At 43.4% G+C, this 24,618-nt stretch carries 21 protein-coding genes and 3 pseudogenes; 12 read left to right on the top strand and 12 right to left on the bottom strand.

Translation table 11 applies throughout. The features are described from left to right. Positions 1-197: 197 nt before the first annotated feature. The 4 genes from GWP43_RS02580 to GWP43_RS02565 all read left to right on the top strand — a co-directional run bounded on the left by GWP43_RS02580 (position 198) and on the right by GWP43_RS02565 (position 3,824). Complete coding sequence (locus tag GWP43_RS02580) at positions 198-587, top strand: toxin-antitoxin system HicB family antitoxin (RefSeq protein ID WP_162662470.1); 390 nt, start codon at positions 198-200, stop codon at positions 585-587. Between the two features lie 187 nt (positions 588-774). After that, entirely contained in the window at positions 775-1,551 is a 777-nt protein-coding gene (locus tag GWP43_RS02575) for a hypothetical protein (protein WP_162662468.1), read from the top strand. Between the two features lie 131 nt (positions 1,552-1,682). Then, on the top strand, positions 1,683-2,708 hold the full coding sequence (locus GWP43_RS02570; RefSeq protein ID WP_162662466.1) for a DUF4365 domain-containing protein: 1,026 nt from the start codon (positions 1,683-1,685) through the stop codon (positions 2,706-2,708). Positions 2,709-2,813: 105 nt separating this feature from the next. After that, positions 2,814-3,824 (top strand): SH3 domain-containing protein, encoded by a 1,011-nt coding sequence (locus tag GWP43_RS02565; RefSeq protein ID WP_162662464.1) that lies wholly within the window; start codon positions 2,814-2,816, stop codon positions 3,822-3,824. Positions 3,825-4,051: 227 nt separating this feature from the next. Here the strand turns inward: GWP43_RS02565 and GWP43_RS02560 are convergent, their stop codons facing one another. Continuing rightward, positions 4,052-4,252, bottom strand: a complete 201-nt coding sequence (locus tag GWP43_RS02560) for a winged helix-turn-helix transcriptional regulator (RefSeq protein ID WP_230977952.1) — start codon at positions 4,250-4,252, stop codon at positions 4,052-4,054. 26 nt (positions 4,253-4,278) lie between these two features. On the opposite strand from GWP43_RS02560, the gene GWP43_RS02555 reads away from it, so the two are divergent. The 3 genes from GWP43_RS02555 (at position 4,279) to GWP43_RS02545 (ending at position 5,729) form a co-directional block, all read left to right on the top strand. After that, positions 4,279-4,482, top strand: a complete 204-nt coding sequence (locus GWP43_RS02555; protein ID WP_230977950.1) for a hypothetical protein — start codon at positions 4,279-4,281, stop codon at positions 4,480-4,482. Positions 4,483-4,792: 310 nt separating this feature from the next. After that, positions 4,793-5,107 carry a PadR family transcriptional regulator gene (locus GWP43_RS02550; protein WP_162662462.1) on the top strand — a complete coding sequence of 105 codons (315 nt, stop codon included), beginning with the start codon at positions 4,793-4,795 and terminating at the stop codon, positions 5,105-5,107. A gap of 1 nt (position 5,108) precedes the next feature. After that, complete coding sequence (locus GWP43_RS02545) at positions 5,109-5,729, top strand: DUF2812 domain-containing protein (protein WP_162662460.1); 621 nt, start codon at positions 5,109-5,111, stop codon at positions 5,727-5,729. A 73-nt stretch (positions 5,730-5,802) separates the two neighbouring features. Here the strand turns inward: GWP43_RS02545 and recO are convergent, their stop codons facing one another. From recO to GWP43_RS02530, 3 genes and pseudogenes are all read right to left on the bottom strand, one after another. Continuing rightward, positions 5,803-6,705, bottom strand: a complete 903-nt coding sequence (gene recO / locus GWP43_RS02540) for a DNA repair protein RecO (protein WP_162662458.1) — start codon at positions 6,703-6,705, stop codon at positions 5,803-5,805. 123 nt (positions 6,706-6,828) lie between these two features. Next, positions 6,829-8,251: pseudogene (gene asnS, locus GWP43_RS02535) on the bottom strand (asparagine--tRNA ligase). 15 nt (positions 8,252-8,266) lie between these two features. After that, positions 8,267-8,797, bottom strand: a complete 531-nt coding sequence (locus GWP43_RS02530; protein WP_162662456.1) for an adenine phosphoribosyltransferase — start codon at positions 8,795-8,797, stop codon at positions 8,267-8,269. A gap of 166 nt (positions 8,798-8,963) precedes the next feature. Here GWP43_RS02530 and murD point away from each other — a divergent pair, with 166 nt between their 5' ends. Continuing rightward, the gene (gene murD / locus GWP43_RS02525; RefSeq protein WP_162662453.1) at positions 8,964-10,415 is read left to right on the top strand and encodes a UDP-N-acetylmuramoyl-L-alanine--D-glutamate ligase; all 1,452 of its coding nucleotides are present in this window, start codon (positions 8,964-8,966) and stop codon (positions 10,413-10,415) included. 280 nt (positions 10,416-10,695) lie between these two features. Here the strand turns inward: murD and GWP43_RS02520 are convergent, their stop codons facing one another. The 6 genes and pseudogenes from GWP43_RS02520 to GWP43_RS15505 form a co-directional block, all read right to left on the bottom strand. After that, positions 10,696-12,117: a YfcC family protein gene (locus tag GWP43_RS02520; RefSeq protein ID WP_162662451.1), complete on the bottom strand. Its 1,422-nt coding sequence runs from the start codon at positions 12,115-12,117 to the stop codon at positions 10,696-10,698. 180 nt (positions 12,118-12,297) lie between these two features. Continuing rightward, on the bottom strand, positions 12,298-13,242 hold the full coding sequence (gene arcC / locus GWP43_RS02515; protein ID WP_162662450.1) for a carbamate kinase: 945 nt from the start codon (positions 13,240-13,242) through the stop codon (positions 12,298-12,300). A gap of 19 nt (positions 13,243-13,261) precedes the next feature. Continuing rightward, positions 13,262-14,254, bottom strand: coding sequence for an ornithine carbamoyltransferase (argF, locus tag GWP43_RS02510; protein WP_162662448.1), 993 nt, complete (start codon positions 14,252-14,254; stop codon positions 13,262-13,264). A 139-nt stretch (positions 14,255-14,393) separates the two neighbouring features. Further along, positions 14,394-14,684: an arginine deiminase family protein gene (locus tag GWP43_RS15515; protein ID WP_414162714.1), complete on the bottom strand. Its 291-nt coding sequence runs from the start codon at positions 14,682-14,684 to the stop codon at positions 14,394-14,396. A gap of 46 nt (positions 14,685-14,730) precedes the next feature. After that, positions 14,731-14,814, bottom strand: a pseudogene (locus GWP43_RS15510) (arginine deiminase family protein); the annotation flags it as partial. A gap of 47 nt (positions 14,815-14,861) precedes the next feature. Then, a complete protein-coding gene (locus GWP43_RS15505; protein ID WP_414162713.1) occupies positions 14,862-15,623 on the bottom strand; it encodes an arginine deiminase in 762 nt (253 codons plus the stop codon). 331 nt (positions 15,624-15,954) lie between these two features. Here GWP43_RS15505 and argS point away from each other — a divergent pair. From argS to GWP43_RS02490, 3 genes and pseudogenes are all read left to right on the top strand, one after another. Next, a pseudogene (argS, locus tag GWP43_RS02500) lies at positions 15,955-17,719 on the top strand (arginine--tRNA ligase). An 88-nt stretch (positions 17,720-17,807) separates the two neighbouring features. Continuing rightward, on the top strand, positions 17,808-18,734 hold the full coding sequence (locus GWP43_RS02495) for a DUF58 domain-containing protein (protein ID WP_162662446.1): 927 nt from the start codon (positions 17,808-17,810) through the stop codon (positions 18,732-18,734). After that, complete coding sequence (locus GWP43_RS02490) at positions 18,731-19,717, top strand: hypothetical protein (protein ID WP_162662445.1); 987 nt, start codon at positions 18,731-18,733, stop codon at positions 19,715-19,717. The genes GWP43_RS02495 and GWP43_RS02490 overlap by 4 nt, the downstream gene beginning before the upstream one ends. A gap of 233 nt (positions 19,718-19,950) precedes the next feature. Here the strand turns inward: GWP43_RS02490 and msp are convergent, their stop codons facing one another. Further along, complete coding sequence (msp, locus tag GWP43_RS02485) at positions 19,951-21,480, bottom strand: major outer sheath protein Msp (RefSeq protein WP_162662443.1); 1,530 nt, start codon at positions 21,478-21,480, stop codon at positions 19,951-19,953. Between the two features lie 243 nt (positions 21,481-21,723). Beyond that, on the bottom strand, positions 21,724-22,599 hold the full coding sequence (locus GWP43_RS02480) for an Rpn family recombination-promoting nuclease/putative transposase (protein WP_162662441.1): 876 nt from the start codon (positions 22,597-22,599) through the stop codon (positions 21,724-21,726). Positions 22,600-22,809: 210 nt separating this feature from the next. On the opposite strand from GWP43_RS02480, the gene lepA reads away from it, so the two are divergent. Continuing rightward, positions 22,810-24,615 (top strand): translation elongation factor 4, encoded by a 1,806-nt coding sequence (gene lepA, locus GWP43_RS02475; protein ID WP_162662439.1) that lies wholly within the window; start codon positions 22,810-22,812, stop codon positions 24,613-24,615. Positions 24,616-24,618: the final 3 nt, after the last annotated feature.

The following is a 24,618-nucleotide window of genomic DNA, read 5'->3' as shown; positions in this document are numbered from 1 at the left end:
GAGTTTGCCTACCAGCAAACATCGCTTATTGTATGCCGTTTCTCATTTTATTACGAAACGGCGGAAAATAAGCACTTTCAAGATTTGAAAATCTTTTCAAATGCTTATTTTAAATGAACCGATAAAAATTGTTTATGTACGAATGGTAAAAGAGGTTGTAGAATCAGAGGAGAAGCACAAGGGAAAGGAGGATTGATATGAAAACAATTGATGAATATATGAAAATGCCATATAAACTGGAAATTATTCCGGATTCAGAAGAATCAGGTTTTGTAGCCTCATATCCAGACCTTCCGGGTTGTATAACTTGCGGTTCAACAATTCCTGATGCAGTTAATAATGCAGAAGATGCAAAAAAAGAGTGGCTTTTGGCTGCCATTGAAGAAAATATTGAAATTGCAGAGCCAAAAAGTGCCGATTATTATTCCGGTCAATTCAAACTACGCATTCCAAAATCTTTGCACAAGACTCTTGCCGAAGATTCTAAAAAGGAAGGAGTAAGTATGAACCAATATTGCGTATATCTTCTTGCAAAGAATTCAGAAAAAGAGCATATATTATCGCAAGAACAAACTGTATTCGTATAACACCGTTTTCAAAGCCGATACGCGGTCGAGCCGCATGCGGTTTAAAACGATGTTGGGTGGACGCCTTCGGCGCCCAGAAGAGGAAGAAAAATTTTGTTCATACTGAGAAAAAATAAAATTCTAGTAAAGACAAAAAACGATAGTTATTTTGTCCGTTACCGCGAAAATAATAAGGAGATAAATGAAGATGAAGGTAAAAAAGTCTTATAAACTAAATACAATTGTTTTTGCTTTGATATTAATTATTGTAAGTGCGGTCTTATTATATATTACCTATAATTATATACAGGATCCAATTGCTATTGAAATATGTAAATCAATTGCTTATTCTATAATTACTGCTGCTTTGTTCACAATTATAATAAGTATTTTTGAAAGAAATCATTTTGAGGAAACATTGCGGACTTTGCTTGAGAAAAATCTTCCTTTTTTGGATAGACTTGAAAAAAAAGGATTAGAAGGTTTTGAATCAGGGTTTCCACTAAAAAACGATACTTATGAAGAGAATTTTATCGAAAGCGAAATCGTTACAGTAGTAATGAATGATGGTAAAAGATTTTTTGCTAATAATATTGAATTATTCAGAAAAAGATTTAATCAAAGTTATAAAACGACAAGATTTATTTTATTGGATCCCGATGCGGCGGACTCAATTTCTGTGTTAACAAGGAAAAATGATCATGAAGGAGATTATTACATAAATAAAATTAATGATTTTATTAAGGAACTGAAGAAAGAGTCTATAAATAGGGATCATAAATTAGAAATTTACACACAAAATTTATATACAACTATGGCCGTTATTTTAATGGATGATTATGCAATGATAAGTTTATACAGAATATCACCGGGACAAGACGAGGTTCCTCATTTAGTATTTAAAAAGAACGAATATGATAATTGTGACTATGAAAAAATAAGAAAGGATGTCGAAAGATTATTGAAATATGGAAAAATTCGATAATCTAAAAAGTGTTATGAATAACTATAGTTTTTCATAACAAAAAAAACGTCTAACACCCGCTTCCAACCTGACGTTGCTATGCAATCCAGATTAAGTGGATGTTAGACCGGCGCCTTTGACAGGAGAAAATAATGCCAAAATTAAAAAAAACTTCAATTACAGCAAAAAAGGGTATTAATTTCTTAAAAGGAATAGTTGAAGATAATGGCTCAATTTTTCATAAAATTGAACAAGAAAATGATTTTGGAATTGACTGTATTATTGAGTTTTTCAAAGATGAAGAACCAATAAATATTAGCATTGCCTTTCAAATTAAGTCTGGATCTTCTTATATAAATAAAAAAAATAGAACCGCAAACATACCTGTTGAAAATCATTACGAGTACTGGTCTAAGTACTCATTGCCTGTTTATGGTTTAGTATATAATGTTGAAAAAAAAGAGGCTTATTGGATTAATATCAAGGAATATCTAAAATTAAATCCTACTCATAAAAATATTGCATTTAGTATTAATAGAAGTAATACATTATTAGAAGAAAATTATCAGGACTTATTTTTCCCGTTAATGATTGGAAAAACACCAAAACTAACAGCCACTGATAGTATAAGCTTTTTTCAATCAAATTATGTTGATGAACATTTTATTGGAATGTGCTCGTTATTTAGGAATTATATAAATAATAAAGAAACTTGGGACAACTTTATTGATTATTTAAAGAATAAATCTATAGAGTTCATTTCTGATCAACTAATCTATTATATTGCACATATTCCATGGCATGGTGATATTTTTTATGTTGGAGAAAAGATCTTACCTACAACTTCTGAATACGCAAAATTACAAATTTCAGAATTTGATGAAGAAATGACAGTTAAGTTGTTATCACTTATTGATGAAGATACTGGAATAATAAGAGGTAGTCTTGGTGAATCTATTGAAGCAATAATAAGTTGTATAAAGAATAAATCAGCCATATTGAAAAGTATAATTAGTAATACCAAGTATACCGAAATGATTAGATATTTTGCTTCTATGATCTTAATCTACTATGATAAAACGGAAGTATGTTTCATTAGAAAATATAAAGACATTGAAATAATAAATACAATAATTGAGTTTGTTGAAAACTTTGGAGAGTTTAATCCCTATATGTAGAAATTTGGTCTAACACCTGCTTCAACCCAACATTTCCTCTGCGGCAAATACAGGTCAAGCGAATGTTATGTGTACATTACGCGGTGTAATGTTGGAGAAAAAAATATGAAAAATTTTTGTTTAACTTTATTAGTATCGATTTTAATAATTACATCGGTTTTTGCGGACAAAAATAATTTTTATGGAAATGGCAAAGTAATTGATACAATGTATGTTAATTCCAAAGAAGGATTAAAAGTGAGAGGCTATCCGTCTTTAAAATCAAATCGTCTTTGCGGATTGCCGCACAGATTACCTGTAAAAATTATTGCTGTTGGGAAAGAAGAAACAATCGACGAAATTACAGCCCCATGGGTTGAAATTTTAATTCCGCCTTATGAATGGAAAGACGATAAAGCTGAATACGGTTGGGTGTTCGGCGGTTACTTATCGCATTTTCAACCTGAATTTATTAAACCGAAAACAGCAAATCAATTAAAAGAATATTTAAAATGCGGAAACTGGTCTCTTCCGGATAAGAACACATATTCCGGTGAAGGTTATAGAGAAGATAATCACTTTAATTTTTATACAAAGTATACCTACACCTATTCAAGATCAAGAGATCCGGATTTAAAGGACAAAGAAGTTGTTGACTCCGATAAAGCTTGGTTTTTCCAAAACTATGACGATGACGACAACCAAAGCACATGGAAAGTGTTGAATCATCATCAGGTAGAAATTCATTGGTATATTCCGAAATCAATTGATGGAATAGAAATTTTGGAAATTAAGCCTATTGATGAGGCTCAATGTTATATTAACGGTAAACGATATTTAAACAAGCCTTTTGTACATAGACATCATTGGCATTATTCAGATGTAGTTAAAATGCCTTTAATATATAAAATCGCTTATTCGGATGATAATTTACCGCTAAACATAATTAAAGGAGTCAGCACATCTTTTTTTAGCTATTGGAAAGAAACACAAAGTCTTTTTGAATTAAGATATCGTCTAATTTCAAAACTGATTGTATATGGGATTTCTGCAAAAAACACACAATACGAACAGGAATATCGTGATTATTGGGATCCGATTATGGAAGAACATCAGAAAAAAGCTGATTCAATGTAATTGAAAAAACACATAACACAATTTTCAAAAATGACAACACGGGCAAATCGTATTACAGTTTAAAATCATATCAGGTTGACAACCAAGACCACTTATGAACAATTGCCAAAAGACCTATCTACGGGAATTTGATATTTCAAACATTCTATAGATCGAAAATGATGCCATAAACAGGTTTCACTATAAAAAATAATGTATCGATAAGAATGCTACCTACTTTTTCCTTTTTACATTTTATTTAATTCGGCGATATAATTCAAACCAAAAATCTCAATCTCGTCTAATACTTTTTGAAACTGAGTTCCCAATTTACTCAAAGAGTATTCAACATGAGGGGGGACTTCGGCAAAGACTTTGCGGTCGATTAGTTTATCTTTTTCAAGCTGACGGAGTTGTCTTGTTAAAACAGTTCGAGTTGTTGTAGGCATTAATCTTTCGAGTTCATTAAACCTTTTTGTGCCCGTACTCAGATGATATTACCCATTGGGCTGCGAGCAACGAGTGTGTTGTTGCTGCAAGTGTTGTTTCCATAGCGGAGAAAGGTGCTGATAAGCTCAATGATCCGGGAATTGATCTATTCAAAATAGAAAATGGCAAGATACAAGAAGTATGGACTTTTGCCGAACAACAATCGGCAGAAGACACATTTTGGGGTTAAGTGTGTACGCTTTGATTCATATAGAATTTTTCTGTGTTATAGATCATTCATCATAGAAAAATAAATAAAAGACATCTAACACCCGCTTCAACCTGCCATTACCTTTGCGGCAATGCAGGTTAAGCGAACGTTAGGTTGATAATTTGTGCTACTTAGCGGTGATCCAGAAAATTCTTCTGTGATGTTATTGTCTCAATGTAAGATTTATGACTTATCAACTAAAAGTTAAGTAAAATATTCATTAATATTGACGAATACTACGGATAGTGATATATTACGCATAGTGATATAAAGAAAGGAAGCAATAAGTGTGAGAGATAATATATCTAGCGGGGCTTTAACTGAAACGACATTATTGGTTTTATTAGCCTTATATAAGGAACTGCATGGCTATGGAGTTAAATTATTTATTGAAGAAAAAACCGATGGAAGAGTTGTTTTGGGAATGGGGACTCTCTATGGAGCCATAAAGAATCTGGCAGACAAAGGATGGATTGTTGAATCTTCAAGAGTCGATGGAAAAGTCAATTATATTATAACCGAAGCAGGAAAAGAACAGGTTAAAAAAGAGGCGAATCGATTGCATGAACTTCAATTATTGATAAAAAATATACGAGGTAGATAATATGCAGAAAATTAAATTTTTTTTAGATCCGATAAGTGATTTGGAAACATGGCTAAATGAAACGGCTAAAAAAGGTTATCGATTAAAGGCGATCAATAATTTCGTATATAATTTTGAAAAAACCGATAAAAATTATTCTTATTCTACACAATTTATAGGCGCAAACTCATCAAGCGAAAATGATAGCTATATACAAATGCTAAAAGAGAATGGAACAAGGGTGTATAGAGCTCCATTAAACCAAGGCAGCATAGTGTTTGGAAAAGTTAGATTTAGACCGTATGCACATGGTGATGGGAAAATAGCTAATTCTTTTCAAGGCTTTAATAAAGAAATACTCGTAGTAGAAAATAACGGAAAAGAACCGCAAAAATTGTTGACCGATAATTCCGATTTGGCAGAGCACTATAAAAATATCAAGAATGCTTATTTGCAAGGATTTATCATTGTTTTTGCATTGTTTGTATTTTCTGCGTATAAAGTATACAAAAGCAACTTTGAAGTCTCTAAAATTATTTTGAGTGGGATTATCGGGTTAGTTACATTGATAGTTGCAAGCATATTATACAAAGCACAAAAAAACTATAAAAAATATAAAAAGGAGTCTGAGTTAACAGATTGATATGAGGGCATCCTTCAAACACTCAAGGTATCGTCTGTAGAGATGCCCATTAACCCCTCTGCAACTTTAGAAATTACACATACCCCATCTGAAAGGTTTTGAGCGGTGCCCCTGCCATCTTTTCGGTTAAGAAGAAGAGGAACCGCTTAAGCTCCCCATAAGCGGCGGGGCTGAGCGGCAAGTGCCGTGAATAGCCGGGAGCTTTTTCCGTTACGGCATACAGATACCTAAAAGCCTCTGCAGAAAGCGGAAACGTATGGGCATCGAACCGGCGGCAGGAGCTGCAAAAGCACTCATCCTCTGCGGGGCTATACACGGTGCAGCACGTTTCCGTCGGGCAGGACGCGGCGTTTGTCGCAATTTCAGCGTCGGCTGCAATTTCGACGCCGCCGTTCCCCCAACCCGCAGCATTGGTTATCCCCCTGCCGCCGCTCCTCGCACCGACGCTTACAATTTCCGCACTGCCGGTTACAACCCCGGCGCTACGTGCAATCTCGACGCCGCACGTGCCGCAGTGGAATATATCGGGAACAACGCCTGCCGTCTGCAATAGCCGCCATAAAAAGCGCAGGAGTCCCCGCTCGCATCCTTCATCGTCGGACACGCACAGCCCATCCAAAAAAGCGTTTACCAGCTGCCAGTTCACCGTACCGCAGGTCTTTATCGTGATTTCGCTACACACGGCGGCGCACCAGCTGCGGGCTAAACTTTCGCGCAGCTCCATCCGGTAGGCGCTCACTGAAAAATCGGTAATTTTGTTCGAATTTTTTATCGGGTTTGAATAGAGCCAGACTTGCCCGCTTTGATAGGTAGAAACCATCCCCCGCAGTTTACTCCGCGCGCCGCCGAACAGGGTTGCCGGTACAATCGTACACCCGTGCTCCTGCGGCACAAGGAGCGACACGTTCCGATGGTCACTGCTAAAAGAAGAAACCGACAGCACAAGCGCCTCGGTATTCCAAGAACGGTTACTCATACTGCCGGTTTTATGGTCGGAGCGTGTAAGTACGGTACATACAAACGCATCATGTACCGGTACACTGCATACCGGTACATCCCGTATAAATACGCTGCGTTGCGGTACAACACGTTGCCGGGGTTAAAATTCCGCAGATTTCGGAGTCCGCGGGTACGGAATAACATCGCGGATATTCGCCATACCGGTAACATAGAGAAGCAACCGGTCAAATCCGAGTCCGAATCCCGAATGCGGTACGGTGCCGTAACGGCGCAAATCCAAATACCACCAGTAGTTTTTGACATCAAGCCCGAGATCGGTCATACGGGTTTCCAGCGCGGCAAGGTCGTCTTCCCGTTCGGAACCGCCAATAATCTCGCCGAGTCCCGGCACCAGCACATCCATCGCCCGCACCGTTTTGCCGTCATCATTTTGCTTCATATAGAAGGCTTTTATTTCCTTGGGATAATCCGTTACGATAACGGGGCCTTTAAAAACCTGCTCGGTCAAATATTTTTCATGCTCGCTTTGAAGATCGCAACCCCAGAACGGTTTAAATTCAAACTCGGAAGCGTGTTTTTTCAAGTTCTTTCACCGCATCGGTGTAAGTGATGCGGGTAAACTTGGACTCCACCACGTGTTCCAGCGTTTCGATAAGCCCCGGTTTAATCTGCGCGTTAAAAAACTCAAGGTCGGCTCTGCAATGAGTTAACGCCCATTTAAGGAGGTAGACAACAAATTTCTCCGCTAAATCCATGTTGTCCTCAAGCCGGAAAAACGACATCTCCGGTTCTATCATCCAAAATTCGGAGAGGTGCCGCGTCGTGTTCGAGTTTTCCGCACGGAAGGTCGGCCCGAAAGTATAAACCCGTGAAAGCGCCGTTGCATACGTTTCTATCTCAAGCTGACCGGAAACCGTCAGATAGGCTTCCCGTTCAAAGAAGTCTTGTTTGTAATCAACTGCGAAGGTGGCAGGATCAACTTTATCCTTTAAGGCCTTGCGGATAATCTCCTGCATATTGAGCGTGGTTACCTGAAACATCTCGCCGGCGCCTTCGCAATCGGAGGCGGTAATCAGCGGCGTATGCACGTACTGGAACCCGTGCTCTTGAAAGAAGTTATGTACAGCAAAAGCCATTTGGTTCCGCACACGGGCAACCGCCCCGAATGTATTGGTACGGGCACGTAAGTGAGCTATGTCGCGTAAAAACTCAAACGTATGCCGTTTTTTTTGCAACGGATAGGTTTCGCCGGAAGCCTCGCCGTACACAAAAATCGTTTTTGCAGCGACCTCTACGGCCTGTCCCGATGCGGGAGATTCGATCAATGCTCCGACCGCTTTAATCGAGGCACCGGTCGTAATCCTGCTCAATTCTTTTTCGGTTTGCGCATCGATTCCCTTATCACGGTCAAAGGTGAGCTGAATCGACGCAAAGCATGAACCGTCGTTTACCTGAATAAAAATGAGGTTTTTTGTTTCGCGTTTGGTACGCACCCATCCGTAGACGGCGACCTCCTGCCCGTCCGGTTTTTGTGTCAGTATATCTTTAATTAATGTAATCATTTTAAAAATTCATCCCTATTCGCTGTCGTATTCGATCAGTGTTTTAATCGGCAAATCGCCGAGAAGTTTGTCATAGTGCAAAAACGGCAATCCGATAACGCCGCAAAAACCGGCCACCTCGGCACCGCCCTGATTCAGCATTTTCCGCGCCGCATTCAGCGTGCCGCCGGTTGCAATCAAGTCGTCGAGCAGCAATATCCGCTGACCTTTTTGTATATCGGAGGTGTGCACTTCGATCGTTGCTTGCCCGTATTCGAGGTCATAAGAACAGGAATAGGTTTCACCCGGCAGCTTTCCCTTCTTTCTGATGAGAATCAGCGGAATACCGAGCCTATCGGCAAAAGGAGCCGCAAAAATAAAACCGCGCGATTCAATAGCCGCAACCGCATCGATTTTTTCATCCTTATAAAAGCCCGTAAGCTTATCCAAGCAATAGTGAAATGCTTCAGGATTTATCAGAAGCCCCGTAATATCATAAAACAAAATTCCCTTCTTAGGAAAATCAGGAATCTTACGGACGGCACCATCTATCAATGTATCTTTCATATTAACATTTTAACTTTACAGGGTATAATAGTCAAGGTAATGCAAAAACGGACATTCCGGCGTATTAATGCGGGATTTAATGCTTTGGGACATCTCTAAAAAACCAACCGAGTTTTTAAAGATCTCCATTCTTTCCTAAAGGCTTTTTTTTTGATACTATCGTTGAATGATGATACGGAATTTAAACGATATTGCAGGGCTTTCGGTAACGATTATGGGACTCGGTTTAAACGGCGGAGGACTTGCGTCCGCGCGTTTTTTTGCGGAACACGGTGCAAAAGAGGTTATCGTAACCGATATGAAAACCGAGGAGGAGCTTGCACCCTCCGTCGCAGAGCTGCGACACTATCCTAATGTACGCTTTGCGCTCGGCGGTCATAATATCGAAGATTTCCGTACGGCGGATATGGTGATTAAAAACCCCGGCGTAAAATCCGAGAGGAACCAGTATCTTGCCGCAGCGCACTGCATCGAAACGGATATCTCGATTTTTTTGCAGCTGAGTTCTGCGCCGGTGCTTGCCGTAACCGGTAGCAAGGGCAAATCGTCAACCGTCAGCGCGCTATACTACGGACTGCAGCAGTGCGGCATACCGGCATTTCTCGGCGGCAACATCACGGTAAGTCCGCTCACCTTCTTAACCGAAACAAATTCCGATACACCGGTTGTGTTGGAGCTTTCCAGTTGGCAGCTTGGCGACCTCGCACACTGCCCTCAGCTGAAACCGAAAATAGCGATTATCACTCACATTATGCCCGATCATCAAAACTGGTACGGTTCGATGGAACGCTATGTCGCCGACAAAAAAATTATCTACCGCAATCAGGATAAGACCGATTACACCGTATGCAATTACGACGACGGATGGGGAAAGACCTTTGCACAGGAAACTGCCGGACAGGTCTTTTGGTACAGCGCACACCCGCTGCCGACGCATCTTGTCGGCGCATGGATAGCTCCCGACGGCTCCGCATGGATGCGGTTGACACCGGGCGATGATCGGTTATTACTGCCGCCCCGAATTGCGGTGCCCGGCGCAGCGCTCAAGCAAAACGTTATGGCAGCCTCGCTCGCTCTTGCTTTATACGGCGTAAATCCGGAAAAAATTCCAGCCGTTATGCAAAACTACGGCGGTATCCCTCACCGGCTCGAATTTTTTTACGAAACAGACCAATTCAAATTCTATAATGATTCCGCAGCGACAATTCCCGAAGCGGCGGCAGCAGCGGTCAATGCCTTTGAAAAACCGATTATCCTCATCACCGGCGGTACCGACAAAAAACTCGATTTTACCGCGCTTGCGCCGGAGCTTAAAAAAGCAAAAGCCTTGTTTTTACTCGCCGGTACGGGCACCGATAAATTAATCCCGCTGCTGCAAGCACAACACACTCCGTACTTCGGTCGCTTTCAAGACCTATCGACACTACTTGAGGCCGTCCACCGAGAATGCGAACATACACCGCAAAGCAACAATACGGTGCCGCAAAGCAGCCATACTACAACACAAGAGATCGTCGTGTTTTCCCCCGGCGCTACGAGTTTCGGCATGTTTAAAAATGAGTTTGACCGCGGACTCCGCTTTAAGGAAGCCGTACGACAATATTGGTCAAACATCTGATGCGTTTTCCTCTAAAAAGTAAAAAAACAGCCTATTAACCCGTTTGAGTTAATAGGCTGTTTTCATTTATTCGTGCGGAGGATTTAATACCCCGACGCTTGCGTCGTAACAAAGGGTATTAAAGCCGACTGCAACCACCTTATAGAACATACAATGCGAAACGTTGAGCATTGTACCCCGACGCTTGCGTCGGGGGTATGTTGATTAAATATGTAGCACGTAAAAAACCAAAATTTTTAGGCGCCAACGGCCTCAAGGCTTTTATGCCCAGAGATTATCTTTACAGAATCATCATTCCTACAGTCAGAACAACGAGGTTAACGATAAACAGCATAGCAAGTAGTTTTCCGACAAATTTGAGCCATGTGCTGTATTCGATACGTGCGCTCGCAAGACCGCCCATAACGACACCGCTCGTGGGGGTAAATAGGTTCAGGATACCGGATGCTGCGGAGAAAATCATAACCATAACAGCGGGGTTATAGCCTAAGTTCTGAGCAAGCGGCCCCATAATCGGCATTGATACGGTTGCCAAACCTGAGGTCGACGGAATAACAAAGGACAACAGTGCATACAAGATGTATGAAAGCGGTGCAAATGCAAATGCAGGCAAGCCTTCCAACGCTTTGGAAGCATGTTCGAGAACGTATTTATCCAAACCGGTTTCGCCCATCAGTACGGAAGCACCACGAGCAACAGCGATAACGAGAACAACACCCATGATATCCTTGGCACCTTCCATGAATGCGGAAACAATTTCGTTTTCGGTGAATCTGTTGATAAACGCGATAATCAAACCGATGATAAAGAACCACATACCGAGTTCGCCGAACCACCATTCACCGATTGCAGCACCTGTTAAGAATGAAGACCAGCCCTGGAATATGGTAACATTGAATTTATCCCACGGAATAACGGAAATAATCATTACGAAGAAACCGAATGCGAAGACACCCATCGTAAACTTCATTTTTCCGGTATAGGCAACTTCAACGTCCGTATCTTTCTTGGAGAATTCCGTATTCATGATTTCTTGTTCCTGCAAGGAAAGAATGGTAGAACCTTTATCTCGCTTTACTTTCTTTGCATAAGACATTACAAACGCACATGCTATAATGAGAGAAGAAAGCCAAAGAACAATACCCAACGCGATAACTACACCGTTGTTTACACTACTCTGAATGCCGAGTTCTTCAAAGCTCTTGTTAACGCTGTCGATAGCGATACCGGTTGCAAAGGGGTTTACCGTTGAACCGAGAACGCCTACACCGGCGCCGAGCAATACGGTTGCAGCACCTACCATCGAGTCAAAACCGGCAGCGACCATCGTTGCCGCCAACAGTCCATAGAAAGCAACGGTCTCTTCAGACATACCGTAAGTCGTTCCACCGATTGAGAACAGTGTCATCAGGATCGGAATAAGAATAAGCTCATTACCCTTTAACTTCTTGACAAGATGAGTAATACCTGCGTTAAGAGCGCCGGTTTTTGTTACGATACCCAAGAATCCGCCGAGTACCAATACGAAGAAACAGACGTCAAGCGCATTGGAAAATCCATTGTAGGACGCCATAACGATTGTTCCGAGCGTTGCGTTTTGTACATCGGGAATAATCCAAGTGATTACAGCCAGTACAAGTAAAATAATGTACAGGATCGAGAATGCCGAGAGGGACGCCCTCTTTTTTTTATCTTTTCCCATATTTTTTTCCTCCAATTTATTTAAAAACCGGTTTGCCTTCATCATCTATACGATATATATATGATGCAAGCTCCGGTTAAAAGACAACGTCTTTCTAACCGGAGTACCGGCAATAGGCCGACACGCCGCAGCAAACAGCAATGTACTTATTTGTGCGGCGTCGACTGTCAGCGCGATAGATTAGTTTGCAGTAATAACCGTGCTGTTTCCACCTTTCAGCGCATTGCCTGCATTTGCCAGCGAGGTAATAACCGCTTGTCCTTCTTTGTGATTGCGGACAAACTGTAAGCATGCTTCCACCTTGGGAAGCATACTGCCCTTCGCAAAATGCCCTTCGGCAATATATTTTTCCGCTTCGGCAATGTTCAGTTTGCTTAAAGCCTGCTGATTGGGTTTATTGAAATTAATACAAACCTGCTCAACTGCCGTTAAGATGACAAGCTTATCGGCTTTAACATCTGCTGCGAGTTTTGCGCAGGACTTATCCTTGTCGATAACCGCATCGACGCCGTGCAAACCGTCCGCCTTTTGCAGAACCGGAATACCGCCGCCTCCGACGGTGATAACGATGTGCCCTTTAGCAACCAATTCCTCGATAACGGGGCGTTCGATAATTGCGACCGGCTGCGGTGACGGAACAACGCGGCGGTAGCCTCTACCGGCATCCTCAACAAAGGTCTGGTCAGGTTTTTCAGCCTTAATTTTATCAGCTTGTTCTTTTGTATAGAACATACCGATAGGCTTGCTCGGGTTTGTGAACGCAGGATCATTTTCGGACACCAAAACCTGTGTGATAAGGCATACGACTTCACGCTTAACATTTCGTCGTTTCAGCTCATCGCCGATCGCCTGCTGCAGATGATAGCCGATGTATCCTTGGCTCATAGCACCGCATTCGGCAAACGGCATTGCAGGAGTCCCTGCGCCCCCGTTCGCTGCATAATCCATTGCCAAATTAATCATACCGACCTGAGGCCCGTTACCATGTCCGATAACGATTTCATAGCCGTTTTCTGCCAATGCGACAATCGATTTTGCCGTTTCTTTTACTAACGCAAGCTGCTCCTGCGGATTGTTTCCAAGCGCATTTCCGCCGAGCGCTACGACAATTCTTTCTTTTTTCATATTCGTATTGCCGCTCGCTTTACTTTAAGGTCGCATACATAACCGCTTTAATAGTATGCATACGGTTTTCAGCCTGATCGAATACCTTTGACTGTACCGATTCAAAGACTTCGTTGGTTACTTCCATTTCGGGAATACCGAATTTCTCGTTCACTTCGCGTCCGACTTTCGTATTCAGATCGTGGAACGAGGGCAAGCAGTGCAGGAAGATAGCGTTGTGGTTGGCAAGAGCCATCATCTTCTTGTTCACCTGATATTTGCTCAACAGCTTAATGCGGGATTCCCATACGCTGTCGGGTTCGCCCATCGATACCCAAATGTCGGTGTACAATACGTCTGCGTTTTTACAGCCTTTTTCTACATCATCGGTAAGCGTGATGGTTGCGCCGGTTTCTTTTGCAATCGCTTCGGCGGTCTTGACCAAATCAGCGGAGGGGAACAAGTCCTTGGGACTGCATGCGGTAAAGTGCATACCCATCTTTGCGCATACAACCATCAGCGAATTGGCAACATTGTTGCGTGCATCGCCGACAAAGGTCAACTTAATGCCTTTTAAATGACCGAAATGCTCTTCAACGGTTAGTACGTCTGCAAGCATCTGCGTAGGATGGAATTCGTTGGTTAAGCCGTTCCAAACCGGTACACCGGCATATTTTGCCAGTTTTTCAACGATTTCTTGGCTGAAACCGCGGTATTCGATACCGTCGTACATACGACCTAAAACCCGTGCGGTATCTTCGATGCTTTCTTTATGCCCCATTTGAGAGCTTGCAGGATCAAGGAAGGTTGAACCCATACCTAAATCCATTGCGGCAACTTCAAAAGAACAGCGTGTGCGTGTTGAGGTTTTTTCAAACAGTAATACGATGTTTTTTCCTTTTAAGTGATCGTGCGGGGTATGTGTCATCTTCAATTTTTTTAATTCTTTTGAAAGATCCAACAAATACCTGATTTCTGCTGAGCTGAAATCCAACAACTTTAAGAAGCTGCGTCCTAAAAGATTCACACCCATAAAAACTCCTTGCTATTGTTATAGCGCTTAAAATTCATACCCGCTTATATGCGGGCAATAATAAAATTTGCCGATGCCGCTTTCTTTATTATTCAACTTAATACAAAAACAGCATCGGCAGTATAAAGCAATGTACGATTTAGTTATCGCGTACGAGCGGCATACTCATACAGCGGGGACCGCCGCGTCCACGTGAAAGTTCCGCGCTCGGCATTGTCAGAACCTTTAGTCCGTGCTTCGCGAGGATTTCGTTGGTAACATCGTTTCTTTCGTAGACAACGATTGTTCCGGGGCTGATACACAGCGTGTTCGAACCGTCGTTCCACTGCTCGCGTGCTGCAGCAATCCTGTCGCCGCCTGCACACTGAATAAGCTCTGCATGGCCGGTACCGGTGTACTGAGCGAGCGTTTTTTTCGAGTGTCGTATCATTTTCAACAATCTTCAACTCGCCTTTTGCAGCGCCTTTGGTGATAGTGAATACGCGGAGCGGGCCGAGAATACCGGGATGGATGGTAAATTTGTCGTGATCGATCTGCGTAAATACCGTATCCAAGTGCATGAATGCGCGACTTACGGGAATGTCAAACGCGAGGATCGTTTCGATCTTCAAATCGCTGTTAAAGAAAATCTTTTTTTTGCGATAAGGTCGATCGCGTTTGCTGTGGTGCGCTGCGAAATACCGATGGCTAAAACTTTTTCGTTTATATTGAGAATATCGCCACCTTCGATGTGAGGCGGATCATAGCGATCATAGAACTTGGGAACCTTTCCTGCATAATCGGGATGATGATCGAAAATATATTCGGCATAAATTGTTTCGCGGTTACGAGTAACGGAGAACATCCTATTCAAGCTTACGCCGTTTCCGATCGTAGCAAAAGGATCGCGGGTAAAATACAGGTTAGGCATGGGGTTGACAATCATTGACGAATCGGAATCGCCGACAAAGTCAACTAATGAGGCATTACCTTTGATATTAAGTTCCTTAATATCGATGCCTTCCATCGTTTTTAAAATCAGCTGTTTATTATCTTTGATGTTATTCAGCAGTTCGCGAAGACTTTCCTTGTACTTTTCGGAATAAACATCGCTTTCGTTGATAAACTGGTCAATAAACTTTGTTCTAATTTCGGGTTTTTTAATTGCTTCTGCGGCAAGGTCTTCGAGGTACAGAACTTCAGCTCCGTTATCTCTCAAAATCTTGGCAAAGGCGTCGTGTTCTGCCTGAGCGACTTTAAGGAACGGAATGTCGTCAAACAGCAGTTCGCCTAAGGTGTCGGGAGTTAAATGAAGTAGTTCGGCACCAGGCCTATGAAGCAATACTTTACGCAGTTTTTTAATTTCACTGGTAACACTCAATACGGACATATAAGCCTCCTATAACTTATAGTACGGGATGCGGCAACTGCACCGCTTGAAGGCTGTTTTGCGCAAAAAACGCTGCCAGCCTCCTTATCCCTGTAAGATAAGGACAATTATAACACAGTTTTTTTAAAATGCAAGCAAAATAATTCATAATTTTTTTCGACAAGATGGCCTGATGCGTTTACCCTGATCGACCTCTTGCACTAAGGTACGGAATTTCCTATACTGGTAAGACCTCTTAAAATCAATAGTTCCGGAGGTTTTTCCTAAATCAGAAACACAAAGGAATCACTAAAAACAGAAGTTTTTAGCAATTCCTATAAGTGAGGTAATTATGAACGATATACGGTTATTATGGAAAGAAAGTATCGCCCGTGCACTTACATCGCTGCTGCCGGAAGGAGCCGAGTCTGTTACTGCGGAACGAATTGCGATGGAAACACCTCCCGATCCGAACCTTGGTGATTTAGGCTTTCCGCTTTTCAGTTTTGCAAAGGCACTGCGCTCCGCTCCCGCTAAAATCGCAACGGAGTTGTTGCCCAAGCTGCAAGCCGATCCTGCCCTCAAGGGAAAAGGAGAAGTGAAAGCGGTTGGACCATATATCAATGTCTTTTTACCCAAGGGAGAAACGGCCGCCCAAATTCTCAACACGATTATCAATCAAAATGAAAATTATGGAAAAACGAAAACCCTGCATGGTAAAAAAAATCATGGTCGAGTTTTCCAGCCCCAATACCAACAAACCGCTGCACCTCGGCCATCTGCGTAATGACGCCATCGGTGAAAGTCTTTCTCGTATCCTCCAGTTCAGCGGAGCGGATTTATACAAAACCAATATTATCAACGACCGCGGTGTACACATCTGTAAATCGATGCTGGCATACCAGCTCTTCGGCAACGGTATTGATCCGGTAAAAGAAGGCATCAAACCCGATAAGTTTGTCGGTGATATGTATGTTCAGTTCCACAAGTACAGCAAAGATCATCCCGAAGCCGAAGAGCAAGCACAGGAAATGCTGCGGAAATGGGAAGCAGGAGACCCTGAAACGATAAAACTGTGGAAAAAGATGAACGGCTGGGCACTGCAGGGTATTCAGCAAACATACGACCGCACAGGTGTTTCATTTGATAAGCTTTTCTTTGAAAGCGATGTATTCCGCAAAGGGCGCTCCGAAATTATGGAAGGCTTAAAAAGAGGTATCTTCTATAAAGACGAAGACGGCTCCATTTGGGTCGACCTTAAATCGATCGGATTTGAAAAGAAACTGTTGTTGCGCGGAGACGGAACGTCTGTTTACATCACACAAGATATTGGACTCGCAATAACACGCCATAACGAGTGGCCGTTTGACAAGCTTATCTACGTAGTCGGTAACGAGCAAATTTATCACTTTAAAGTACTCTTCTATATAATGAAGCTTCTTGGCTATGACTGGTATACCGGTTTATATCACCTTGCGTATGGTATGGTAAACTTACCGGAAGGTAAAATGAAGAGCCGCGAGGGCACTGTTGTCGATGCGGACGATCTTATTACCGAGCTCAAGAATAGCGCGCTAAAAGAGATTTCATCCAAGGGACGTGAGGAGGCGGTAGGTAACCCTGAAGAAGTTGCAGAAAAAGTTGCACTCGGTGCATTGCACTACTTCCTGCTCCAAGTAGACACGATAAAGGATATGCTCTTTAATGCGTCCGAGTCTCTTTCGTTCAACGGCAACACCGGCCCCTACATCCAATACATGGGTGCACGTATCGCTTCTATTTTGCGCAAAGCTGATACGGAAGAAGGCAAAAAAGCAAAGGCGGGCATTTGCAAGCCTGAACTGCTTAGCTCCGATATAGAGTGGGAATTACTGAAAAAACTGGAGGAATTTCCCGCTCAAGTAGACAAAGCAGCCGACCAGTATGCACCGATGCTGATAACAAGCTATCTTTACGACCTTTGTAAGCTGTTCAGCCGTTTCTATCATGATTGCCCCATCCTCGGTGCAGAAAATGCAGATGTCGCTGCAACCCGGCTTGCCCTCGCAAAAGCAGTATATATCGTACTGAAAAATGCAACATGGCTCGTGCTCGTTCCCTTCCTTGAAGTTATGTAAACGGCAGGAGTCTTAACACTGTCAAAACCTCTAAAAACATTTGGTAATGTAAACCGTTGTTTTTAGAGGTTTTCCGTATATAGGGCAGATGAAAACAGGTTATTTAGCGGAACGATCAAAACAACTACAGCTGGCGGCGCTCTCCATTGCACAGGGAATGCAAGCAGGAAGTTTTCGCAGCCATTTCCGCGGAAGAGGTATTGAATTTGATTCGCTGCGGGAATATGAAGCGGGGGACGATATCCGCAGTATCGATTGGAACTTGATGGCGCGGAGCGGCAAAACCTTTGTGAAGCTTTATCGCGAAGAACGAGACTTGCGCCTTTTTCTGATTGTCGACGTTTCCGCTTCGATGGAAACAGGTTGCACCACCCAATCGCCGCAAGAAAAAGCTTTGGAAGCAGCAGCGCTGATTACCTTTGCGGCGGAACACTTGCATAGTTATACGGGACTCCTCGCTTTTGACGGAAAAGTTGCGCGGGTGTTCCAGCTCCAACGCGGCAGGGAAGCGAACCTGCATATACTAAGCACCCTGGAACGTATTGCCATTTCGGGCAGCAAAAACAAGGGAACAGCTTTAGCTCCTGCACTCGAAGCGGCAGCAAAACTCCTGCGGCAACGGGCTCTCATTATTATTCTATCCGATTTTAAAGTAGAAAATTTTGAAAAGGAGTTAGGGCTATTGGCACGCCGCCATGATGTTGCAGCTATTCGCATTACTGCCCCTTACGATGAAGCGCTGCCCGCCGCAGGGATATTGCGCTTTACCGACCCCGAAACGGGACTGGAGCGGCTCTTGCCGACCAATTCGCATCAGTTCCGGCAGGATCGTATCCGCCGTATAGCAGAAGATACCCAACAATGGGAAAACACCTGTATACGCTGCGGAGCATATCCGCTCGTGTTACCGTACGATGGTAATACGGTAAAGCTCTTGAACCAATTTTTTTTGACCGGCAAATACGGTGCTCAGCCCTTTAGCCGATACCGGCCTCAGGTGGATGCGGCATTATGAACGGTGTACTCATTCCCCAGCATATCTTTGTCGGTGATACGGCACAGTTCCTTTTTCCGTTATCTCAAAAAGAATACAAAACTTTAACCGCCAGCGGCTTTACTGTCGGCGTACCTATCCCACTCGGAAATATAACGCAAAACGATGTGATGACAATCAACGAAATCAGCATTGTGAAACGGGAATCCGGGTACTATCTCGCTATTACATTCATCCCATGGGAAACAGGCGACATCGATTTTCCCGCTCTTACGTTCTTACAATTACACAATAAACTTCCGGCAATCTCTGTATCTTCACTTTTGGGAACCGGTGAACGGGTAAACCTCCAGCCGCCGAAGCCGCCGCTGTTACCTCCGGGAACCGATTTTCTGTTATATGGCGCAGCGATTTTAGGGGTCGGGTTGCTTACAGCGTCAGGCTGCGGAGTGTGGCTGCTGCTTAAAAAGCTGCGGAAAAGAACGCTTGGAACAGCAAAACAGCGGCTTACTGCACTGCGTAAACAACTAAAGCGGCTCTATAAAACAGCACGGAAAATTCAAAAGCACATCCCCCCGGCCGATGCAGCTTTCGGTACAAATCAGATTCCTGCAGATACGGACTTAACCTTTGACGAGGGCTTAAAAAACACGAAAAATGCCATAGAAAGCTGGTATGCGAGCATTGACCGCTGCCTCCGCAAATATATACAGGATTTGTATATGAGCAATCACCTTACAACCTCAACAAAGGATGAAGCATATTTTTTAAGCGCGACCTACGCAGAGTTGACAGAAACGCTTACAGAACTATTTGCACCAAAACGAACCATAACCGATCTATTTTGTATCTTTTATGCCATGCTGGAACGGCAACGTTTTGCAAGTCCCCCGCCGGAGCTGATACGCAATTATACCGCCGTTTCGCAGGATATGCTTAAGCAACTGCCGCGCATTGCCGAAAGAGCGGAAGCTGCGTATGCCATGCTCAGCCGGAATCCTTAATTATTTAGGCGCTTCCAGTTCGACTTTAGAAAGGCCTGCTATCTTGCAAATATCAGCGGCCGGATCTACTCCGGAATTGGTTATGACGGTATTCTGAGATGCCAGATATCTTATTTTGCCGATCTTAGGTTAAAAAGTATCTCATTAATCAGTATGCTTTCCGTATACAAAAAAAGCCTGTCCCGCGTAGTGCGGAACAGGCTTTTAAGCGTAGCTATTAGGCCGAATACGGCTTAGTAGCTAACTTTGAGTGAAAGAACGAATGCACCGTAGTGCTCGCCGCCTGTGGCAGACTTCTCGATAATCTTTACCTCGTGTTTATTCTCCTTAATTTTGCCCTGACTCCATTTTGCCGTTACTTCAACCTTTTCGGCAGGACTGTAAGTTACACCGACGTCATAAGCAAGACCAACTTTCTGTGCATGAGGAGTTTCAAGCCAGACATTGGCAAAGGGCTTTATCGACATAGAATCGTTGATATTAATTGTGTATGCCCCCCACACCTTTGCAAAGAACGGGAATTCCTTAGGAGTAGCATTCAGCTTAGCAAGCAGTTGATACATACCGACATAAACACCTGCATCCAAGCCTTCTACTAAATTGGTTGCATCATCCTTGTCGGCTTTTGTTTCAAACTTTGCAAACACAGCCATATCAACTCTACCTCTTGTCTTGGTGTCTGCGTCATATCCGCCAATCACAGTTCCTGCCGAACCGACATACACACCGGCGCCTACCCATTTATACTGAGCAGTAAATACGGTGTCCCAGTCAAAGTCCTTTGTCGTTGTCGCAAAGGCATACCCACCATCAAAACCTGCTTTAAGTTCTAAGCCGTCTACCGGTGCGGACTTTACTTCAGCACCGAAGTTTACGTTACCCTTACTATAGCCCTTGTTAAGTGTTGAGTTGACGGTAAGAGCAAGTTCAAGCATCTTATCGAGCGGCTTGATAGAAAGGTCAAAGCCAATAGCATACTTGCTGTGCTGAGCAGGATCTCCAGCTTTTGTCTTATATTGTAAGTAAGTACCAGGAGGAACAGTATCATCCTTGGAATACGTCTTTCCAGTAACTATATTAACCCATATTTCATCAGCTGCAATCTTGGTCTCTGTCAATATATTTGTTTGTGTGGGTGCAGTGGAATAATCGATCACCTTCTTACCGTCCTCAGATTTCCAGTTTCCATCCGAGCCGAACTTTAAACCGACATCCAATCCCAGCAAGTCCTTGTTTGCATAGCCTAATTTTGTGCCGAAACCATCAAATGCCGGCTTATATCTATAGTCCTTCGGTTCATAATCATCATCATTGTCAATAGGCTTCCATATTTCAGCATAATTTGCACTAAAATTAGGTTTGCTGAAAGCACTTAGATAAACGTCGTAGAAAACCAATTTTGCTTTAAGCCCCTTAACTTTTCCATCAACTGTAAAAGGCACTTTGTCGTTCTTCTCATTGCTTTCTTTTCGTTCACTGAGAAGGCTAAGCTCCGCACCCTCTAAGACAACTTCGCCGTATACGGGCACGTTACCTCTTGTAGAAGTTCTATCAGCCTTCTTATAAATCGGGAACTTTACCTTCCAAGAAGCTTCGTTGTTAAATCCGTGTCTTATGCCGCCCGGACTGAAGTCAATACCCCAACTTACGGTTGCGTCGGCTTCAATAGCAATGTTCTGATCTGCAGTTGCAGCATCATCTGCTGCCCACACAAAAGCAGCAGCAAAAAGAATAGTCAAGCTTACGAGTAGATATTTTTTCATAACAAAAAATACCTCCTTTAATACTTTCTTGGCCAAAGCGTAACACGCTTTTGAGCGGCCATACTTAATTAAAAATATGCTAGCTGATTTTTTTTTATTTGTCAATCACTTATTTTGTAACTTTTTTGTTTTTTTTTTGTTACAGAAAACCCCTATTGCACATAATAATATAGAAGCAAGAGACTTGAATTCAGCAAAAATTCTCTATAATTGTGAATTGCTAGGGTAATTCACAATTATAAATTACAATTGCGCTACTTCCTCTTTTGTGAGTCCGGTCATAAGACAAATTTCTGCCACCGGATAAGCGCGTTGACGCATAAGTCGGGCTGTTTCAAGGGCTTTTTGGTGCGAACCTTCGGCAAGACCAAGAGATTTACCTTCGGCAAGACCAAGAGATTTGCCTTCGGCAAGACCAAGAGATTTACCTTCGGCAAGACCTTGTGCAATACCTGCTTTCCATCCGTCATTCCGCGCATCTCGTTCAATTGTATTTACAAGCATATACTCCCTCCTTAACTCTTCATTCGCTTTTACCTCTTTTATTCGCTGCTCCAGCCTTTGGATAAACTCATCATCGTCGCTTACTTTCCCATTCATATACTCTAAAAATACTTTCAGTTTTTTAATTTTTTCTTGCGCTGCAGCTTTACTGTTTATAATAATCTTTGTTACCCCATCGTACAGCTCTATCCGGCTGTCTTCACTGCACACTGTTTTAAAAGTATATACTGGTAACGCTCTTTCAAGGTAATCAAAAGTGCAGAAAAACAGGATGAACGTATCGGGTAGACTTTCATACGGTTTGCTTTTTCCTAATAGGCTCACATCGATAGCAGCTTGATAGTATCGGATGCGTTTTGCAAGGTCTTTCTTATCGAGAGCTTGCATTTCTATGTCATAAATACGCCCGTTATAATCTTTTGCCCATACGTCAAACCGGACACCTTTAGCTCGCCCTGCATCGTCGATTGTCTTTTGCAGCTCTATATTGGTTATTGTTCCTACCTTTCCCTGTAAAACTCTATTTAACAGTGTTTTACAGATTTCCGGATCCTCCATGACACGGTAAAACATATAATCGTCGGCTATGGTCAGCTCATCAAAATCTTTTTCCATGGTTTTAGTTCCTATTTTGTTCTTGTAATATTATACCAAAAAAAAGCGTGGCGCAACCTAGTTTGTCAGAAATCTGGCATGACCAAAAACGAGAGAAAATATTGCTGACTAAATATCATTATGAAGCGTATATTGCCGTCCAATATTTTTTATAATTGCAGTATCACCTCTCTGGACAGCCCCTCGCATTTCCAATAGTATAAAGACCCTATGTATTCAATCGACCATATCCGCAATTTTTGTATTGTTGCTCATATCGATCACGGGAAGTCAACGCTTGCCGACCGTCTTATAGAAAAAGCCAAGGTTATCGACGAACGCTATTATCGGGCGCAGATGACTGACAACATGGATATTGAACGGGAACGCGGCATCACCATTAAAAGCCAAGCGGTTACCATTCCGTACCACGCTGCCGACGGGCAGGATTATCTTTTAAACTTTGTCGACACGCCCGGTCACGTAGACTTTACGTATGAGGTGTCCCGCGCTATTGCTTCCTGCGAGGGGGCAATTTTGATTGTGGACGCAACGCAGGGGGTGGAATCTCAGACGCTTTCCAATATGTACCTTGCGCTTGAGCACAACCTCGAAATTTTGCCGGTCATCAATAAGATTGACTTACCGGCGGCGGATATTCCGGCGGTTTCCGCTCAGATAGATCACGATTTAGGGCTTGATTCCGATATTGCCGTTGCGGTTTCGGCAAAAACCGGTAAAAATATTGATGCGCTGTTTGAAGCCATCGTCAAGTATTTCCCGCCGCCGACAGGCTCCGCAGAAGCCCCCTTGCAGGCGCTCATCTTTGACTGCCACTATGACGCATACCGCGGGGTTATTATCCACCTGAGGGTGTTTGAAGGGACGGTAACGCCCGGCATGACCATCCGCTTTATGCACAGCAATGCGGAATACCGTGTAGAAGAGACCGGTGTGTTTATTCTCGACCTTGTGCAGCGGGATTCTCTCCGTGCGGGAGAGGTCGGCTACATCATTGCGGGTATTAAAACCGTCTCCGATGTGCAAGTCGGCGACACGCTCACCGATGCAGATCGTCCCTGTGCGGAGCCCCGTGCCGGGTTCAAAGCAGTAAAGCCCGTGGTGTTTTCCTCCGTGTACCCCGTCGATACCAACGACTACGAGCAGCTGCGCGATGCCTTTGAAAAACTCAAGCTAAACGACGCAAGCCTCACCTACGAAAAAGATTCTTCGGTAGCGCTCGGACATGGGTTCCGCTGCGGCTTTTTGGGGCTGCTCCATCTGGAGATTGTACAGGAACGGCTGGAACGGGAATTCGACCAAGCGGTTATCTTTACGGCGCCGTCCGTGCGGTATCGCCTCCATCTGCGGAACGGCGAAACCATGATCTGCGACAACCCGGCAGAATATCCCGACGAGGGGAAAATCGCTTCCGCGGATGAGCCGTATATCAAAGCGAATATCATCACCCCGACTGAATACCTTGGCAATATCATCTCTCTCTGCATCGAAAAGCGGGGTACGCAAACCAACATGACCTACCTCGACCAAAAGCGGGTGGAGGTTACCTACGAAATGCCGCTTGCGGAAGTGCTGTTTGAATTTTACGACCGGCTCAAAAGCATCAGCCGCGGCTATGCGTCGTTTGAGTATGAAGTAATCGAAATGCGCCCAACCGAGCTCGTTAAAATCGATATTCTACTGAACGGCAAGCCGGTGGATGCCCTTGCGCAGCTTTCGTATAAGCCGAACGCCTACAACAAAGCGCGCCACGTATGCGAGCAGTTAAAGGAAGAAATTACACGCCAGCAGTTCAAAATCGCTATTCAAGGCGCAATCGGCAGCCAAGTTATCGCACGGGAAACAGTTAATCCGGTGCGCAAGGACGTGTTGGCAAAGTGCTACGGCGGTGATATTACCCGCAAGCGTAAGCTCCTTGAAAAGCAGAAAGAGGGAAAGAAGCGCATGAAGATGGTTGGCGATGTCGAGCTGCCGCAGTCAGCCTTCCTTTCAGTGCTTAAAACCAAAAGCGAATAGCGG

Origin of the sequence: Treponema vincentii (genome assembly GCF_010365865.1) — a bacterium.
Taxonomy (GTDB): Bacteria; Spirochaetota; Spirochaetia; order Treponematales; family Treponemataceae; genus Treponema.
This window is presented reverse-complemented; position numbering and strand designations above follow the sequence as displayed.